This is a genomic window from Paremcibacter congregatus (genome assembly GCF_006385135.1).
GTDB classification, from domain to species: domain Bacteria; phylum Pseudomonadota; class Alphaproteobacteria; order Sphingomonadales; family Emcibacteraceae; genus Paremcibacter; species Paremcibacter congregatus.
On sequence record NZ_CP041025.1, the window covers coordinates 3,577,508 to 3,595,795 of the forward strand.

The window sequence follows — 18,288 nt, forward strand, 5'->3', positions numbered from 1 at the left end:
TCTTTTTTGGAGTGCGGGCGTAGCTCAGGGGTAGAGCGAAACCTTGCCAAGGTTTAGGTCGTGAGTTCGAATCTCATCGCCCGCTCCAAAAAATATCTTGACCCCACAAGATATTCTGCAAGAGCCACCTTCGGGTGGCTTTTTTGCGTTTGGGCTCACGTCTTGCCGATATCCTAGAAAGTCTTTGATAATGACAAGCCCCAGGTCCGTGGCCGATTGACGATTGGCGTATTATTCTCAAACCCCCGTTCCACAAACAAGCGGGCCCGCTCATCCCAGATATTCTCCACAAAGAATGACACCTCCCAATGGTCAGACGTAACGGAAAAACGCACCATACCCATGTCATATGCCGATGATTTTTCCAGCGGGTGTTTCTGCACCTGGCGGTAAATAGCGCCCACATGCTGATAGGAGGCAAATATTCCACCCTCCAGGGCCGATGTCAGGGCAAAAGAATAATCCAATGAAAGAGAATAAGAAAACTTAGGTACGCCCGGAACATCATCACCCTTTTTGGCATCAACATTGTCAACATCCTGAGAAAACTCCGCATCGGTATAAGAACCGCCCACGGTAATTTCGAGATTATCAAACGGAATAAAATGACTTTCCATTTCGATCCCCCGACTGACAGCCCCCCCGGCATTTTCCGTAAAGCCAAAACCGCTCCGCAAACGGCGGGTGCTCTGAATATCCGACCAGTCAATATAGAAGACCGCCGCATTTATTCTCATCCGGTTGTTGAACAGGCTGTTCTTGGTTCCGATCTCATAATTCCAGATGTGATCTGATTCATATTCCTGTGGCGCCTCACTCAGCCCAATTTCACTCAGGTCACCGCCGCAAAGGTCAGCCGGAATAAAATCATTTGCTCCCCCAAGACGAAACCCCCGCACAGCCTGAGTGTAAATCAGGTTATCAGGGCCCCATTGATACATCAGATGAAACTTGGGGTTAAGGCCATTCTTGGCGACCACGGTTTCATAGTCAGAATAGCCCCCGGCAAGAAACCCCGTCGACCAGATGGAATAATCCTGCTTATACTCGAAATAACGCAGACCGGCCGTAACCGTTAACTTCCCGGTCAGATCATAACTGCCTTCCATAAAAACAGCCTGCTGCCTTTCGTCAAAAGTCAGCTGTGATTCAAACAAGATATCCTTGCGCCCGTAGGCCTCGCTCAGATTGCCATTGGCCGCATCAAAGCCGTAAGCCGGCACAAATTGCTGATATTCCAGCTTCTGATCGGAATGAAAATATCCGATGATCCCTTCAAATTTCTCTCCCTTATGCGACAGAAGCCTCGTTTCAAAGGAATAGTTCTTAATACCCGAGGTATTCTGAATATAGAAAGGTACCGGAACAAATCCATTCATCGGCAGGAAATGCGTGATGTCGTTAGTGTCAATAATACGCCGGTCAAACAGCGATAATGTACTGAAAACTTCCACATCATCATATTCGTAATTCACCGAAGTGCTGTAAATGGTAAATTTATCCTGATAGGGCTCGGGAACCTCACGGATCTGTTGCAAAATACCGGTTCCCTGATTGATATTGGCCGAAGCGCTGCCCCCCAAATGCGTATTTTGATGCAATATGGCCGCCGACCAGATCAGGTCCTCCCGGGGTTGAAACCGTAAGGCTATGCGACCGCCCTTTGTCTTTTCCGTATTAACATTCGCTTTCTGCAAGAAAATATTGTCAATATACCCGCCAAGATTTCGATCATAAGCTGTAAGACGCACCGCCATCTTATCTTTCAGCAATGGTACATTGAGCATGCCATTCAGGTGGCTGTTTGTGTCGCCCTGCTCCGTTGCTGAAAATTTTCCGGCCAGTTTTGCCGCCAACGTATTGATTTCAGGCTTTTTAGTCAGTATCCGGATCGTCCCTGACATGGACCCTGCGCCATAAAGTGTGCCTTGGGGTCCCCGTATCACCTCGACCCGATCGACATCGAACAGCTTCAGATCCGGATTAAAACCGTTATAAGCCACCGGAACCTCGTCAATATAAATACCAACAGTCGCGCGGTTACCCGGTTCATCTCCCGCCGTCACGGAAGTGCCGGCCGTGATGCCACGGATCACAATCTTTTGCTGTCCCGGTCCCCGGTCAAGAAACGACAGACTAGGGATTACCCGGGAGTAGCCGCGAAAATCATCCGCCTCCAACTTTTCCAGCCGCATCTCGGTGATCGCCTGAATACTTTGGGGGACCTGTTGCAGATTTTGCGAGCGCTTTGCGGACGTGACCAGAATTTCCTCCAGTTGCGGCGACAAATCCGCATCAGCCAATACGGCAAGCGTCTGCGTTTCACCCGTTATCTTCTGCTCCGGGGGCATTGGGTGGTCAGAGCCAGAGACCGGCGATATTTCGCCCCTTATTTTCCGGGTCTCCAGTGCGTTGGGATTTTTGATAACAATAATGGTGCGATCATTGGTGAATTTATATCCTAGCCCTGTATCAGCCAGAATCATATCGAGCGCTTCCCTGACATCGAAGACGCCATTCAGGCTGCGGGACATCCGCACATTTCCGACAAGATCCTTGGGAAAATAGATCTGACATTTTGCCTGCAGGGCAAAGGACATCAGCGCCATCGATAATTTTTTATCCGTTATATGGAATTCTTTTTCTTTCGACGGGGACCCGTCAGCAAAGGGTGTCATGAAGAGCACGCCGAGAGAAAACACGGCAACCCATCTGATGACCATACAAACTGAATGTCTTCCCGGTGAAGACATGCCCTTTATTTCCTTTCCCCATCATGCCAGTGTCCGGTTTTTTATTGATCGATGGCGGTTGCTGCCGCTATGGACACCTCGTGGTGTAAATGCACTTTTATTCTGTATTTTCTTATATCGTCTTTTCGAAGATCAAGGTAAGCAAGGGGGTAACCTGCACAACCTTGATTGGCAGCGCCGCCTCCAGTGCCTCAAGATAAGTGTCGACCTGTTTGGTATTAAATATTCCCCCGCCTTCAATATTACCTACCGCAGCATCCACGATGATAATCTTGGAGGAGGTGTAATGATTGAGTTCGGCAACAATCTCGCTTAATTTCATACCGTCAAAAAAGAGATTCCCACGCTTCCATCCTGTTGTTTTAAGGAGATGTTCTTCGTCCATGACCTCGACAGGGTTGGAACTGGAATCAAGACGCATATGCTGTCCGATCACCAGTTCACTCCGAGGGGCCACCGCCCGTTCGCTATCCATCTCAAAAGGATTAACCTGGACAATTCCCTCCAGAACCGTAATTTCAACAACGGCCGTTCTCTGATTGATGTTAAAGGCAGTGCCCACGGCCCGCACATCACCTTTCTGGGTTGTCACGACAAAGGGCCTGTCTGGGTCCTTGGCGACATTAAAATAAGCCTCCCCCCTGTTCAGTCTGACATGGCGACGGGCATCAGAGAAATTAACCACCAGCTCCGTATCCGTATTCAACAGGACCTCTGAACCATCAGACAATCTGATTGAACGGCTGTTGTTATAATCGGTAGTATAATAATTATCCGGCGTTTCCACCAAAAGAGCCCCCCCTTTCACTAGAATAAAAGACAGCAACAAAGCCGCGGCCAGCGTCACTGCTTTTCTATAAAAGGCACTCGTCTTATTTTCCAAGGGTTTGCCCCGCGCCTCGATCAGGTGACTTAACTCGTCAGGCAGAGTTTCAGGCACCGCCTTGTATACCCCGCTGAGTATATCAAAATCGTGGGATAAACCCAGAATATCGTCATAGATATCCCGGTGGTGGGGATTGCGCGCCAACCATGCCTGAAACTCTTCCCGGTTCTGACTGGTCGCCTCATTTGATTCCAGCAAAACGTGCCACTCAAAGGCCCTTTTTTTAGCCTGCTCAAACTCGCTCGTATTATACATTTTTATCTGCTCTCACGCACTGTTGGGAAACGGTATATTCAATGGCCACATCGAATTTGATGACATTGTCATTTTTGATCATCAGGTTTGTCTTGCAAGTACACAATGCCTTGGCCAGATGTTTTTCCACCGTTTTCACTGAAATGGACATTTCCAAGGCAATCTCCTTATAGGACAAATTGTGGAACTTCCTTAAGATAAAGGCCTGGCGGCATTTGGGCGGCAAATCTATGATGACTTCCGACAGCATCTGTAAATATTGTTTCCGTAAGTAACTTTCCTCAGGATTTAGTCCTGTACTGTTTTTTTGTTCGATTTGTTCTTCTGCATAACTGGCATTTTTAACACCCCTTATGGTTTTGCGGCGGATATTGTCTGTCGCCAGATTATTGGCGATCGTGAAAATAAAGGCCCGCGGATATTCAATCGCCTCGATCTCCTTAATATTTTGCAACCGCACGAAAGTTTCATGCAAAATATCCTCTGCATCCTCTCTGGACTGTATTTTCCGGTATAGAAAACGCCTTACCGAGGGGCCATACTCCCGGTAAAGAACCTCCACATACTCCCTGCTCTTTTTTAACATTTTCTCCCTTATTTTTTATATTTTTCCCTCAACGAGACATTATTTAAACGTGTCAAAAAGTGATTTCCCCCATCTCATAAAAAAATAATTTTCAAGGCGGGGGTTTTTCCACACGTCCCGCGTTTCAACAGAACATCTCAGGGCATCTTTGCTTTCATCCCGCGTCGTGAAAGGAAGACGTCCTGCCGGAACAATAGAGAACAACCTAACGGGAAGGAGGCGATGCCGGCAATTAAACTCTAACAGTTTCCTAAACCGATGACAAACTGGCCTTTCCCCGATATCGGAAACCGCCACTTCAGTCATTTTCCTTGAAAAATTAATATTTGGGAGGTTCAAAATGAACTTTACACAAAAATTGGGACTCCGTTCCCTCCTGATGCTGAGTTGTTCTGCCTTAACGATTGCAGCCCCTCAGGCCACATTTGCACAACAAACTGCAGAAGAAGCTGAAGCGGTAGAATTTGAAGAGGTGGTGGTGACCGGCTCGCGTATTCGCCGCGATGTCTTCACCAGTGCCGCCCCAATCCGGGTGCTTGATGTCGATGAGTCCCGTAAAATCGGGGTCACCTCGATTGCGGATATGCTGCAACGGACCACCATGGCCACCGGTCAACAGATCGGCGCCTCTATCAACACCGGCGCGGGCGCCTCCAACGCCTCGGAAGCACCGCCAGACGGCGGGGTCGGTTCTGCCAACATCGGCCTGCGCGGACTGGGGGCTGCCAGAACTTTGGTGATGTTGAACGGCAAACGGCTCGGCGCATCCGGTGCCCGCGGCGCGCCCTCACAGCCTGATCTGAACATGATCCCCTTCAACATGGTCGAACGTGTGGAAGTGATCACCGAGGGGGCTTCCTCCGTCTATGGGGCCGATGCCGTCGCCGGGGTGGTCAACCTTATCCTGAAAGACGATTTTGAAGGCTTCGAAGTGACCGGCGAAATCAGTGGCACCCAACATGGTGGTGGCTTTAACAAACAATTCTCCTTCATCACCGGGGCGAGCACGGATAATTCAAAAATCGTCCTGTCCGGGGAGTTCCAGGAACGCAGCCGCATCAGCGTCGGCCAACGTCGTGACTGCCTGGAAGAAATCTTCCGTAAAGAAAACGGGGAAATCATCAGCACCTGCTCCAACGGTTTCTTCGATAACGCCGCGCTTGACCTGACAGGTGACAATTTAAGCCCAACCGGCGATCACTGGATCTGGTACACGCCCGGCCAGTCGGATATTCCCGACGGCAGTGGCGGCTTCGTCGACAATTGGAGTTCCGCGCTCAATCTACCGGTTCCATCGGACCCGCTGGTGGACATCACCTCCGCCAATCAACGCAACCGCTATCGTTTTGACCCCACTTATCATGACCAGTTGGAACGGCTGAACGCGGATCTGGTGCAACCGATTACCCGCTTCTCCCTCGTCTCCATGGGGTCTTACAGCCCGGATTGGTTCGGCGGCAATGAAGAACTTTATTATGAGGCCTACTTCCTGAATCGTCATCAAACCTCCACCGCGGCCACGGAACAGATTTTTCCAACCGTCGTCGGGCAAATCCGTCAGGAAGACGCCAATGGCAATATCATCGTCGATGGCGCCGGAAATCCGGTGTTGGTCAATAACCCCTTCAATCCGTTCGGCCACAACATCACCCCTGTGATCACCATCGACGATCACGACCAGGTGCGCAGCGTGGAACTGAACCACTTCCGTTTTGTCGGCGGTTTCCGGGGGGACTTCACCGGCGGTCTCAGCGACAAAAACTGGTCCTATGATTTATCGGTTTCCTATGACCGTGGTGTCGGCTATCAATCTCAGAAAGTGTTGAACGAGACCAATCTGATCCTGACCACCGAAACCCTGCGGCTTGACAGTGATGGAAACCTGATCTGTGGCGTGCCGGTTTTGAATGATATCGGCTTTATCTCACCGCAGGAATGTGTACCGGTAAACTTCCTGGCGCCATCCGTCTTTACCAGCACAGATACCTCGAGCGGTACGCTCTCCAGCGACGCGGAACGCAAGTTCCTCTTTGGCACCCGGACGAACAGGACTGTCGTTGAACAGGCGCTGGTTTCCGCTTTTGTCACCGGGGATCTGATGGAACTGCCCGCCGGCACCATTGGCGTCGCCTTTGGTCTTGAATATCGCAGGGATTCCATTAACTCCACCGTCGATTACCTCGGCGCCAATGGCATCATCGCCGCGGAAAGCCCGCTGGCGGAAGGCGCCACCATCGGGTCACGTGACGTGAAGGATGTCTACGGCGAAATCGTGATCCCGCTTCTGTCGGATCATGCCATGGCCGACTCTCTCGTGGTCGAAGGGGCGTTGCGCTATACTGATGAAACCAACTTCGGCAGCAAGCTGACCACCCGGGCCCGGGTGAGCTACAGCCCGGTTGACTGGGTGACCATCAGTGGTTCCTATGGCACATCCTTCCGGGCGGCCAACCTTCGGGAGTCTTTCATTGCTGATCAGTTTGGTGGCATTGGTGGCGGCTCTGACCCTTGTGCGGTTCCATCCGACGCCAGCTCCGGCGGGGTTTATCTGCCCGACCAAGAGAACCGGCCGCAGGTCGTTCTCGACAATTGTATCCTGCAAGGCGCAGATCCCTTCTCTCTTGGCCTTTCCGGTGCAACAACCATTCCGGTGGTTGTCGGTGGCAACGCTCAGGACCTGGAGCCAGAAACATCCCGTTCCTGGGTCGGTAAGATTCAGATCTCGCCGCCGGTGAGTGATGATGTCGCCCTCGATCTCTCTGTCGGCTTCTTCGACATCAAGATCAAGGACACCATTCGGTCCGTCAGTGGCGCAACCATTCTCAACCGGTGCTTCAATGATGCGCCGGGATTGGCAAGTCCGTTCTGTTCCCGCGTTTCCCGCGATGCCGGACGGCCAGATATTCTGAACTTTGTCAGCAATATCGATGCATCCTTCCTCAATCTCGGTGAAGTCCGCTCTCAGGGGTTTGACGTCAATGCGCGCGTCAGAGCCAGCTTTGATGATGTCTTTGGCGAAACCATGGATGTGACCTGGTCCACCAACGTTACCTTCCAGACCAAGCTTGAAGAAAAAATCTTCATTGACGACGAGGCGGACGAGTTGCTCGGCGATTTCGGTAATCCGAAGACCAGCTTGTCCTCGACCCTGTCCTTTAATGTGGACAAGATACAGGTCAACCTGCAAGGGCGTTATTTCACCGGGACGGAAGCTTCTCTCGCGGCGAAACAGCAAAATAACGACAATTGCGACACGCCGGGTCAACCCAGCACCACCTACGCCGGTCAGCCTCTGTTGACCGATGTCTGTACCGCCGGGGCGGCCTATTATCAGGACATGTCTGTGACCTATAGCGCCGAGAGCTTCACGGTGTCTGCCGGGATCAACAATGTCTTTGATAAAAATCCGCCATTGGTCAATCTCGGCGCCGGTTCCAACCGGGCCAACCGCGTGACCTCTTCCGGCTATGATCAGTTCGGTCGCTCCTTCTTCCTGAATGTGACCACCCGTTTCTGATGATATTGTGAAATCTGATAAAACGCCCTCAGGGCCGGGACTATCCCGGTCCTGAGGGCAATATGGTTGAAATTTCATCTTATTTTCCTATACTGGATGCAGCTAATGGAGGGCCCTGACCGATGAAGAAAATTCTGCTTTGCATTTCCCTGTTTTACACGCTTTGTCTCCCGCAGGCTCAGGCCGCCGATACAGACGCGGCCCGGCTGGTGGCCAAGATGAAGGGACAGACCCCCATATTTACCGACCTGAAACAGCTCGCCGACGAAATCGGGGGTCGACCGACCGGGTCCTCCGCCAACGCCAAGGCGGTGCTGTGGGCCGAACAGAAATTCAAGGACATCGGTGTGAACGTCACCGTCGAGCCCTTCGATATGCCGCGCTTCTGGCTGGAAAATCAATCTTCCGCCACCGTCACGGGCCCTGATGTGCGCTTTACCCCCCGCGTGGTCGCCATGCCCTTTTCCACCGGCACTGACAATGCCGGTCTGAAAGCGCCACTGCTGAATGGTGGAACCGGCGCGGAAGCGGATATCGCCCGACTTGGCACCGCGGCCAAAGGTGCCTGGGTTCTCATTCAGACGCCGGTTCTTGATGACGCCGCCGGATTAAACGGCCTGTTCCGGGAATATATGGACGCCATTGACATTGAACAACGCCTGGAAGAGGCCAGGGTCGCCGGTCTCATCTATATGTCGTCCCGCCGCCATAATCTTCTGTACCGCCATTTGTCGAGCAAGGGCGCCGCCAACAAATTACCCATCCTGGTGATGGAGCGGGAAGAAGCCCAACGGGCCCAGCGTTTGCTGCAAGGCGGCAAGGCGCTGTCCTTTTCCGCCCGGATTAATGTCGAGGACGGCCCGACCTTCACGGCCTATAATGTCATCGGTGAAATCAAGGGCGCCAGCCATCCAGAGGAAATCGTTCTCATAGGCGCCCATCTCGACAGCTTCGATCTCGGCACTGGCGCATTGGATAACGGCAGCAATGTCAGCATGGTCATTGACATCGCCCGACAGATCACCGCACTTGGACTGAAACCGCGCCGCACAATCCGCTTCGCCCTGTGGAACGGGGAAGAACAAGGGCTTTACGGATCGTTCGGCTATACCAAACGTCATGCTGCCGAGTTGGATCATCACGTAATGGCCACCTCCTATGACATGGGCACCGGTAAAATCAGCGGATTTTTCCTCAACGGGCGAGATGAATTTCTTCCGGCGCTGAACAACGTACTGGAACCCGTCGCCGACCTCGGCCCCTTCACCCACATCAACCACCCGGTGGTGGGCACCGATAATTTCGATTTCATGATGCAAGGTGTCGCTAATCTTGTCGCCGCACAAGACAGCGCCAATTACGCCTCCAACTATCATGCCCAGTCAGATACCTTTGACAAGGTTAACCAGGCCCAACTGAAGCTCAATTCAGCCATCGCGGCGGCGGTGACCTTTGGTCTGGCGGACCGGGAAGATATTTCCTGGGAACGTTACACGGCTGAAAAAGTCAAGTACCTGGTGGACAGCACCGACCTGCCGCGACAGATGAAAGCGTTCGGCATCTGGCAAGACTGGCTCGATAACAAACGCGGCATTAAACATGACTAGGACCTGATTGACCGCTCATTCATAACGGAGCGCCTTGATCGGCTTCTGACGTGAAACCCGATAGGCGTGAACCGACACAATCATCCAGGAGAGAACGACCGAGAGGCCCCCAGCCGCCAAAATCAACACAACCGGAAATTCAATCCGCGCTGCAAAGAACGCGAGATAACGATTGGCCGCAAAGAATGATAACGGCAAGGCCACCACCAACCCCCAGATAACCGGACGCGAAAATTGCCAGATCAGCAGCCGGACAATCTGAAACGTTTCCGCTCCCATGACCTTGCGAATGCCAATTTCCTTGGTCCGGCCGGCGGCCATAAAGGCGGCAAGACCAAACAAACCGATAAAGGCGAGCGTAATAGCCACCAAGGCAAAACCTGCGAGAGCCATATTGATCATGCTATACAGCTTGAAGCCCCGCTCAAAAGTCTCGTCGAGGAATTCCACCTGAATGGGATGGTTCGGGTTTACTTTTTGCCAGACTGCCGCAATGTGTGTCATCACCGTTCCGAAATCCTGACTTTCCACACGAATGGAAACTTGTTCGTAATATTCTGGGTAAACGCGAAACACAATCGGCTTGATGCTATTCTGCAATCCCAGAAAGTTCTGGTCCGCGACAACACCGACGATGACAAACGACCGTTCCCGCGCGTTGCTGTCTGACGTGAAAACCTGGTGGAACGTTTGCCCCAAAGCCGCCTCGACGGACGAATACCCCAGATATTTCAGCGCCAGTTCATTAACGACAACATTGATTACCGTACTGTCATCCCTCTCCCTGTCCTGAGCGACATCGCGCGAGAAATCCCGTCCCGCGATCAATGGAATATCATAAGTCTTCAGAAAATCATATTCTACATGAATGCGGTGAATATTCACCTTGCCGGCCATGTCACCCGCATTTCGAGCCGCCTGGAATGTCCAGTTCTGCTGCATAAAGGGAACCTGACTGGAAAAGGTCATTGCCGTTACCCCCGGCACTTTCATGACTTCCTGTTTCAATAGATCATGACGCGACTGCATATCCCCGAGCCAGGCCTTTTTCAAGGTTACGATCTGAGACCGGGGAAAGATGTTGCTGTCTTCCTTGATCTTCTCGTTCTGAAAGAAAACCACCGCCACCATCCCCAACATGAAAATGGAAAACACAAACTGCGCCGCGATCATACAGCTGCGCACCAGAGAACCTTTGGGCCCTCTCGCCAATATATTTTTCATGGCATCAATGGGTTTGGCCCGGGTTATGACATAGGCCGGATAACTGCCCGCCACAAGACCAACCAACAGTCCCACAAAGACCATTGTCGGCAACAACGTGACATAATTGAGCGCCAACGCCTTGCCCAGGCTGTCATTGAAAAGCGGGACAAGGATTTCCAGCAACGCCAGCGCGACCAACATCGCCAACATCGCCGTCGCGATACTTTCCACAAGAAACTGGCTGAGAAGCTGTGGCATGGTCGCGCCCATGGTTTTGCGTAAACCCACTTCCCGGGCCCGGCCAAAGGCCTGCGCCGTCGCCAGGTTCGTATAGTTAAGCCCCGCAATCAGCAAGATCAGCAGCCCCAGAAGTTCAAGCATATCGGCCACTGGCCAGCCCACACTTTCCCACAGCAGAAGATTGGTATCCTGAAGCCTGCGGCTATCCACCCCAGGAATAAAGACCTGCGTCTCCTTCGACGCGTGACGCTTATAAACCGCACCGGCCTGCTGGCTGAGCCAGGTCTCGTCCAGATGGGGGGGAAGAAGCACATAGGTCATATTCTCGCTTGAGATATTAAACCAGTCGCCCTCTGGCTTGAATTCATACATTTTTGTCAAAGCGTCGAGAGACACCAATGCCCCAAGCGCCGGCGTATCAGATAACGTCGGCACAAAATGACTGTTGCGCGGCAGGTCACGTATGATGGCTGTCACCCGGAGATCCGCCTTGCTGTGAAAGCTGATGGACAGAACCTTGCCCATCGCGTTCCCGTCGGGAAAGTATTTCCGGGCCATACTCTCTGTCAGGACGATACCCGATGGATCATCAAGCGCCCCGCTATCCCCCACGAGATAGTCAAAGTCAAAAATTTTCAGGAAGGCTTTATCGACAAACTTTACGGTCTGGTAAAATCGGCGTTCACCCACGAGTAGAAGATATTCATCCTCTACAACCCGGGCCGTCAGTTCAATGTCCGGAACATCGGCTTCAAGAAGAGGGGCCAGCGCCAAATAAACGGTGCCAAAACGGTTTTCCCGGTGACCGGCGGTCGGCGAGATAAGAGACCCCAATGTGTAAATTCTATCGGATTTTTCGAAGAAGGTGTCATGATTTTTTTCATAATCCACCAGAATGCCTGCAAAGATAAACACCGCCATCCCAATGGCCAAACCCCCGACGTTAATCAGGCTGTAGAGTTTATTCTGCATCAGGTTGCGCAGGGCGATCATCACATAGCTTTTAAACATATCAAGTCTCTTGTTATCAAAGGATGGGAATTGCCGCGCGAATCTATTCCGCAGCCCGATGCATTTCGGTCACCACTTGGCCGTCAAACAGGTTGATGGTCCTGCGGGCATAATCGGCGTGGGCCGGAGAATGGGTAACCATAATAATGGTTGCCCCCTCTTCATTGAGCTGCTTCAGCATTTCCATCACCTCTTCCCCATGGGCGCTGTCTAGATTCCCGGTCGGTTCATCGGCAAGGATCATCGCCGGTTCCGCCACCAGGGCGCGGGCAACCGCGACCCGCTGCTGCTGCCCCCCGGACAACTGGCTCGGCATATGTTTGGCGCGATGGGCGATACCGACCTTGTCGAGCACCCGGTCAACCCGTTCTTTACGTTCCCCGGCCGGGACGCTGTTATACAACAAGGCCAGTTCCACATTCTCAAACACCGTCAATTCGTCAATCAGATTAAAGCTCTGGAAAATAAAGCCGATGTTTCTCTTTCGTATCTCGGCGAGTTGACGTTCGGATGCCTGAGCCACCTCATGCTCCAGAAAGTGATATTTTCCGTGGCTCGGGGTGTCGAGCATGCCAACAATATTGAGTAACGTCGATTTGCCACAGCCCGACGGGCCCATGATGGCGACGAATTCGCCCTTTTCAATTTCAATATTTATATTGTCCAACGCCGTGGTTTCTACCTCATCCGTTTGGTAAATCTTTGAAATATTATGCAATTTCAACATGGTGTAGTCCTTCTATTCAAATTTAATTGGCGCCCGTCAGGTCAAGACGGTCCATATCAAGATAATTGGTATAAGGCGAAATAATCACCTTCTCGCCCGGCTCCAAACCATCGATCACCTCGATCATTTTGGAATTACGCCGCCCGAGTTGTATGGGACGCCGCACAGCCTTATTGCCATCCGCGCTAACCACAAAGATCCAGGCGCCGCCCGTATCGGCATAAAAACTGCCATTAGGAATCACCACCGCTTTATTGGTGTCACCAAGAAACAATTTCGTTTGGATGGTCTGGCCACGACGAATATCGGGCGGAGTAGCTCCAGTAAAAGTCATATCAACCTCGAACTGGCCGTTACGAACCTGAGGGTAGGTTTTCTTGATCCGCATGGCATATTCATCCCCGCTGATCGTCACCAGAGCCTGTTGCCCGACATCCACGCGGGCCAGGTAAAACTCATCAATCTGGGCATTGATTTTAAAACTATCCGGGTCATCAATCTGACCCAAACGCTCTCCACGGCCTACACTCTGGCCAATCTCTGCATCCAATGCCGTCAACCTGCCATCGACAGGCGCCTTGACCAAAAGATTTTCCAGGTTCTTGCGAGCAAATATAAGATTTCTTTCAAGTTGAATCGTGGAGGCGCTCAACTGCTTCATTTGCTGCTTCTGCATTTTTTCATCAGACCGCTGGCTCTCAATGGTAATCTGCCGGCGCTTTTCATAATAGGCCAATTCATCCTGAGCGTTTTCCAGTTCCGCAATCGACACATTGCCGCGTTTTGACAATGCCGTGCGCCGCTCAACCAGCCGGGTAAGGCGGATAATCTGATAATCTATATCAATCAGATTGCGTTTATGACTCAGGCGGTTTTGTTCCAGAGACAATTCGATGGTCCTAAGGTCGTTGAGTTGCTCCGTGACTTGGGCCTCTCGGGAGATAACATCTAACTGTAACGCCGTATTACTCAATTCCACGAGAGGTTGCCCGGCGACCACCGCCGCCCCGTCCTCAATATAAATTTTCTCAACCCGGCCGCCTTCGATAGTATCAAGAAAGACGGTTCGCGCCGGTTGTACCCGACCGCGCACCGGAATAAAATCTTCAAAGGCCCCCTTCTCAACCTCGGCCACAATCACTCGGCCCCCATCAAGCCTGAAAACCCGGCCCTGCTCCGGCGCCATAAAATAATACAGCGCCGCCAAGATAATCACCCCCGCCACAATCAGCTGCATTTGGCGTGAAAAAAGCCGGTTTTCCTTTTCAATCTTCCTGTCCATACCACCACCGGATTTTCCGGCATCCAAGGAAGACGGTATCGTCACAATTTTTTCCCGAGGGGCCTTTTTATCTTGCGTCATTGGTACTCAAGTTCATTTTATAAAGGGTCACCCTTCTACTAAAGCAATATATATGCCATTATATAAGTACTTTAAAATCAGTGCCTTAATAATATTTTCTTTCCATAAAACAGGATAATCTGTACATAACCGGACATCATGTGTACGATATCGGACACATAAGCGCGCAGGAAGGATATGGTGTGACAGACAATACCGGCACGATTCTGGTGGTGGACGATGATGAGGATATTCTCATTGCCGCCCGTTTGTTATTAAAGCGCCATTTCGCCAATGTCACCACGGCCCATCGACCGGACCAGATCCTGCGTATTCTGGAAAAAAACACCTTTGATGCGGTGTTACTCGACATGAATTTTTCTCTGGGTGAAAATACGGGCGACGAAGGCCTGTCCTGGCTCAAGCAGATTATAGACCATGATCCAACAATCATTGTCATTGTCATCACGGCCCACGGCGGTGTCGCCCTGGCGGTAGAGGCCATGAAAATCGGTGCCACCGATTTCATCACCAAACCCTGGCAGAACGAGAAACTGGTCTCCACCCTGAAGACCGCCGTCAGCCTGAATAAATCACGGCGAGAAGCCCGGACATTGCGCCATAAAACCCGTGAACTGGAACAGAGCCTGCGTCCGGACGAAATGATTATCGGCGAATCCGGTCCTATGCAGGACGTCATGAGCCTGATTCACCGGGCTGGACCAACCGACGCGAATGTCATGATCCTGGGTGAAAATGGTGTGGGTAAGGAACTCATTGCCCGGGAATTGCATCGCCAGTCGCGGCGGGCAGATGCCATCTTTATGGCCGTCGACCTCGGGGCCATAAATGAAAGTTTGTTCGAAAGCGAATTATTCGGCCATAAGAAAGGCGCCTTTACCGACGCCCGCGAGGATAGGATAGGCCGAATGCAGGCGGCCGAGGGCGGCACCCTGTTTCTTGATGAAATCGGCAATCTGCCCCTGACGCTTCAAACCAAATTGCTGACCGCCCTGGAACGCCGTCAGGTCACTCCCGTCGGCGCCAACAAACCGGTCGATATAAATATTCGCCTGATCAGCGCAACGAATATGGCTCCGGAGCGTCTGACCGAGGACAGTTTATTCCGGCAAGACCTGCGCTTTCGTCTGAATACAGTGGAAATCATGGTGCCCCCTTTGCGGAACCGAACTGCAGATATTCCCTTGCTGATGGATCATTTTATCCGCCATTACAGCCGTAAATACCAGCAGACGCCACGCCCCATAAGTCCTGCGGCTCTCGAAGCACTGACCTGCTATAACTGGCCCGGCAATATTCGTGAATTACGCCACGGTGCCGAGCGCGCCGTTATTCTGGCCCAGGGTGAAATGTTTGAGCCCTGGGACTTTCCCCTGCGTGTCGGGACCCCAGCCCCCGTGGCCAATGAAGAAGTTTCCCTTCCTTTAAACACCCTTAATCTTGATACGGTGGAACGAACTGCTCTGGAACAAGCCATCAAGAAACACAAGGGCAATATCTCCCATGCGGCCAGGGAATTGGGGATAACCCGGGCGTCGCTCTATCGTCGGATGGAAAAACATGGCCTTTGATCTGTCCCACAAACTCCATAGCCTAAAACTCAATGTCGCTCTGCGTCTTGGCGGCCTGTGCTTGTGTCTGCTCGCCCTTGTCTGGGTGGCGCGTCATAGCCAGAATTATGCCATTATGCTTCTTCTCGGCGGCGCTGTTGTGATACAGTTTCTGTCCTTGATGAACAAACTGACCCGCACGGATCGGGAAATCATCCGTTTCCTGGATGCCGTCAAATATGCAGACTTCTCGCAAAAATTTAGCATGAGCCGGCAAGGAGGAAGCCAGGCGGATCTTGGACAGGCCTTTGATGATGTGGTCGGAATCTTCCGAAAAACACGGGTGCACCACGAAGAGCAAACCCGTTATCTCAGGGCGCTGGTGGATCATATTCCGGTGGCGCTGCTGTCGGTGACCCCGTCAGGGGAGGCCAAGCTGGTCAACAACGCCGCCAAACGCCTGTTCGGCCTGAGCCATATCCGCCGCATCAGTGATCTCGATAAATTTGGCCCCGCACTCGTCCGGGAACTCACCGCCCCGCGCGCGGGCAAGAAACGCCTGCTGCGGATCACCGTTGATGACATGGACGTAAAACTCTTCTGTTCGATCACCACAATTGTTGTCGGCGGCCAGACAAGTTCAATCCTGTCCCTGCAAAATATCCAGAGCGAGCTCGACACCACCCAGATCGAAGCCTGGCAGGATCTGGTGCATGTATTAACTCATGAATTGATGAACAGCCTGACGCCTGTAGCCTCCCTGTCCCACACCCTCGACAGTCTGATGACAGATGTGTCCGAAAAGGCCCGACAGGAAGAGGTATCAGACGGATTTCGTGATCTGTTGCAGGACGCCAGCGACGGTATCGGCGCCATTGCCCGACGCAGCAACCGGCTGAATAATTTTGTCAGCACTTACCGTAAAATGACCAAAGTTCCCCCGCCCAAGGAACAACATCTGCAGGTCAGCAGCCTGTTCGACAACATCGAAAAACTGTTTAGCGCCCCGTTGCAGGATGGTGGCATCACCCTTGAAAAGACCGTAATACCCGACAGTCTGGCCGTGTTGGCCGATCCTGAACTTCTTGATCAGGCGCTCATCAATCTGGTGAAAAATGCCGTTGAGGTACTATCCGGGCGCGAGGACGCCATTCTGCGGCTCACCGCCCGCCTCGACCGCAATGGCGCTCCCCAAATTTCGGTCAGCGACAATGGCCCCGGCATTGACCCGGAAATCGCTCACCGGATTTTTGTGCCATTTTTCACCACCAAACATACAGGGTCTGGCGTCGGCCTTAGTCTGGTGCGCCAAATCATGCTCGCTCATAAAGGCAGCGTTTCCTGTCATCCTAACCCGGACAGTGGGGTAAGCTTCCGCCTGTCCGGCTTCTCCTGCTGACGCCTCTCTGCTCTCTGATAATCCTCATGATCATCCGACAGAGCCTTTGACCTGTCGGCCTTCCCGCGATAGAGTGAACATTCACATTATACCTTAACCCCGAAGGATCCGGTATGAGCACTCTATATGACATCACCATCACCAATAAAGATGGCAGAGAACCGCCTCTGTCCGACTATCGCGGCAAGGTGCTGCTGGTCGTCAATACCGCCAGCAAATGTGGTTTTACACCTCAGTTTGACGAGCTCGAGGACCTCAATAAACGCTACCACGATAAAGGCCTGGTGATCCTGGGGTTTCCCTGTAACCAATTCGGCGCGCAGGATCCGGGCAGTCAGGAAGAAATAGAGAGTTTCTGCAAGCTCAACTTCGGCGTGACCTTTCCGGTGATGCGGAAAATAGATGTTAATGGCGAGCGTGCCGCGCCGCTGTTTAACTATCTCAAGAAAACCGCACCGGGAATTCTGGGCAGTAAAAAGATCAAATGGAATTTCACCAAATTCCTGATCAGCGCCGATGGCCAAACCATTGAACGTTATGCCCCTTCGACCAAACCGTCAAAAATTGCCAGCGACATCGAAATGATGCTAAACGATGCAGAAACAGCCTGACATTCAAGGAGCACTTCACATGACCCGATTTTTCATCTGCCTCTTCATTGCCCTCGGTCTGGGCGTTCCGGCTCTGGCTGATAACCATCACGCTGCCCCTGAACTCGACCTGAAGACCGAATCCGCCCTCGGCAACCTGCCGCAGACCATTTCCCTGCATGGCCGCATCCATATGGCGGGACAGCCCGATGAAGCAACCCTCGCAAGCCTGAAAGATCAGGGATTTGACATGGTGATCAATATTCGCAGCCCACAGGAAATGACATTCGATGAGCAGACAATCGTCACCGCTCAGGGCCTTGACTATCATAATCTGCCGCTGATGAAAGATGGCGCGATAGATGATCAGGCGGTCACGGATATTCATCAGGTGATCGAAGCCAGCACGGGCAAGAAGATCCTGCTGCATTGTTCCAGCGGCAACCGGGTGGCGGGCTGGTTCGGCGCCCATCTGGCCCGCGACATGCATATGCCGCCGGAAGAAGCCATCGCCACCGCCAAACAGGCTGGCCTGACCAAGGCGAGTATGGAAAAAATCCTGCGCAGTTATTTGGATAGCCTCAAATAACCCACCCGC

The 18,288-nt window shown here is 52.2% G+C and carries 12 protein-coding genes and 1 tRNA gene; 7 read left to right on the forward strand and 6 right to left on the reverse strand.

Annotation, left to right across the window (positions count from 1 at the left end):
• The first annotated feature begins 13 nt into the window (after positions 1 to 13).
• Positions 14 to 88 (forward strand) — tRNA-Gly (locus FIV45_RS15835).
• Positions 89 to 173: 85 nt separating this feature from the next.
• Here FIV45_RS15835 and FIV45_RS15840 read toward each other — a convergent pair.
• The 3 genes from FIV45_RS15840 to FIV45_RS15850 form a co-directional block, all read right to left on the reverse strand.
• Entirely contained in the window at positions 174 to 2,723 is a 2,550-nt protein-coding gene (locus tag FIV45_RS15840; protein ID WP_165777026.1) for a TonB-dependent receptor, read from the reverse strand.
• 142 nt (positions 2,724 to 2,865) lie between these two features.
• On the reverse strand, positions 2,866 to 3,894 hold the full coding sequence (locus FIV45_RS15845; RefSeq protein WP_099473346.1) for a FecR domain-containing protein: 1,029 nt from the start codon (positions 3,892 to 3,894) through the stop codon (positions 2,866 to 2,868).
• Positions 3,887 to 4,480: an RNA polymerase sigma factor gene (locus FIV45_RS15850; protein WP_099473348.1), complete on the reverse strand. Its 594-nt coding sequence runs from the start codon at positions 4,478 to 4,480 to the stop codon at positions 3,887 to 3,889. Before FIV45_RS15850 ends, FIV45_RS15845 begins: the two co-directional genes overlap by 8 nt.
• A 340-nt stretch (positions 4,481 to 4,820) precedes the next feature.
• On the opposite strand from FIV45_RS15850, the gene FIV45_RS15855 reads away from it, so the two are divergent.
• Together FIV45_RS15855 and FIV45_RS15860 are read left to right on the forward strand one after the other, a co-directional pair.
• Positions 4,821 to 7,997: a TonB-dependent receptor domain-containing protein gene (locus FIV45_RS15855; RefSeq protein WP_099473350.1), complete on the forward strand. Its 3,177-nt coding sequence runs from the start codon at positions 4,821 to 4,823 to the stop codon at positions 7,995 to 7,997.
• Between the two features lie 122 nt (positions 7,998 to 8,119).
• Entirely contained in the window at positions 8,120 to 9,604 is a 1,485-nt protein-coding gene (locus tag FIV45_RS15860; protein WP_099473352.1) for a M28 family peptidase, read from the forward strand.
• Positions 9,605 to 9,619: 15 nt separating this feature from the next.
• Here FIV45_RS15860 and FIV45_RS15865 read toward each other — a convergent pair whose 3' ends face one another.
• From FIV45_RS15865 to FIV45_RS15875, 3 genes are read right to left on the reverse strand one after another with little or no spacing between them, the layout of a single operon-like run.
• Positions 9,620 to 12,061, reverse strand: a complete 2,442-nt coding sequence (locus tag FIV45_RS15865; RefSeq protein ID WP_099473354.1) for an ABC transporter permease — start codon at positions 12,059 to 12,061, stop codon at positions 9,620 to 9,622.
• Between the two features lie 43 nt (positions 12,062 to 12,104).
• Positions 12,105 to 12,788 carry an ABC transporter ATP-binding protein gene (locus FIV45_RS15870; RefSeq protein ID WP_099473355.1) on the reverse strand — a complete coding sequence of 228 codons (684 nt, stop codon included), beginning with the start codon at positions 12,786 to 12,788 and terminating at the stop codon, positions 12,105 to 12,107.
• Between the two features lie 22 nt (positions 12,789 to 12,810).
• Positions 12,811 to 14,115 carry an efflux RND transporter periplasmic adaptor subunit gene (locus FIV45_RS15875; RefSeq protein ID WP_165777027.1) on the reverse strand — a complete coding sequence of 435 codons (1,305 nt, stop codon included), beginning with the start codon at positions 14,113 to 14,115 and terminating at the stop codon, positions 12,811 to 12,813.
• Positions 14,116 to 14,333: 218 nt separating this feature from the next.
• Here FIV45_RS15875 and FIV45_RS15880 point away from each other — a divergent pair, with 218 nt between their 5' ends.
• The 4 genes from FIV45_RS15880 (at position 14,334) to FIV45_RS15895 (ending at position 18,279) form a co-directional block, all read left to right on the forward strand.
• Entirely contained in the window at positions 14,334 to 15,722 is a 1,389-nt protein-coding gene (locus FIV45_RS15880; protein ID WP_204602220.1) for a sigma-54-dependent transcriptional regulator, read from the forward strand.
• Positions 15,712 to 17,100: a sensor histidine kinase gene (locus FIV45_RS15885; protein ID WP_099473357.1), complete on the forward strand. Its 1,389-nt coding sequence runs from the start codon at positions 15,712 to 15,714 to the stop codon at positions 17,098 to 17,100. The genes FIV45_RS15880 and FIV45_RS15885 overlap by 11 nt, the downstream gene beginning before the upstream one ends.
• A 113-nt stretch (positions 17,101 to 17,213) precedes the next feature.
• Positions 17,214 to 17,711: a glutathione peroxidase gene (locus FIV45_RS15890; RefSeq protein WP_099473359.1), complete on the forward strand. Its 498-nt coding sequence runs from the start codon at positions 17,214 to 17,216 to the stop codon at positions 17,709 to 17,711.
• Between the two features lie 19 nt (positions 17,712 to 17,730).
• Complete coding sequence (locus tag FIV45_RS15895) at positions 17,731 to 18,279, forward strand: protein tyrosine phosphatase family protein (protein ID WP_165777028.1); 549 nt, start codon at positions 17,731 to 17,733, stop codon at positions 18,277 to 18,279.
• Positions 18,280 to 18,288: the final 9 nt, after the last annotated feature.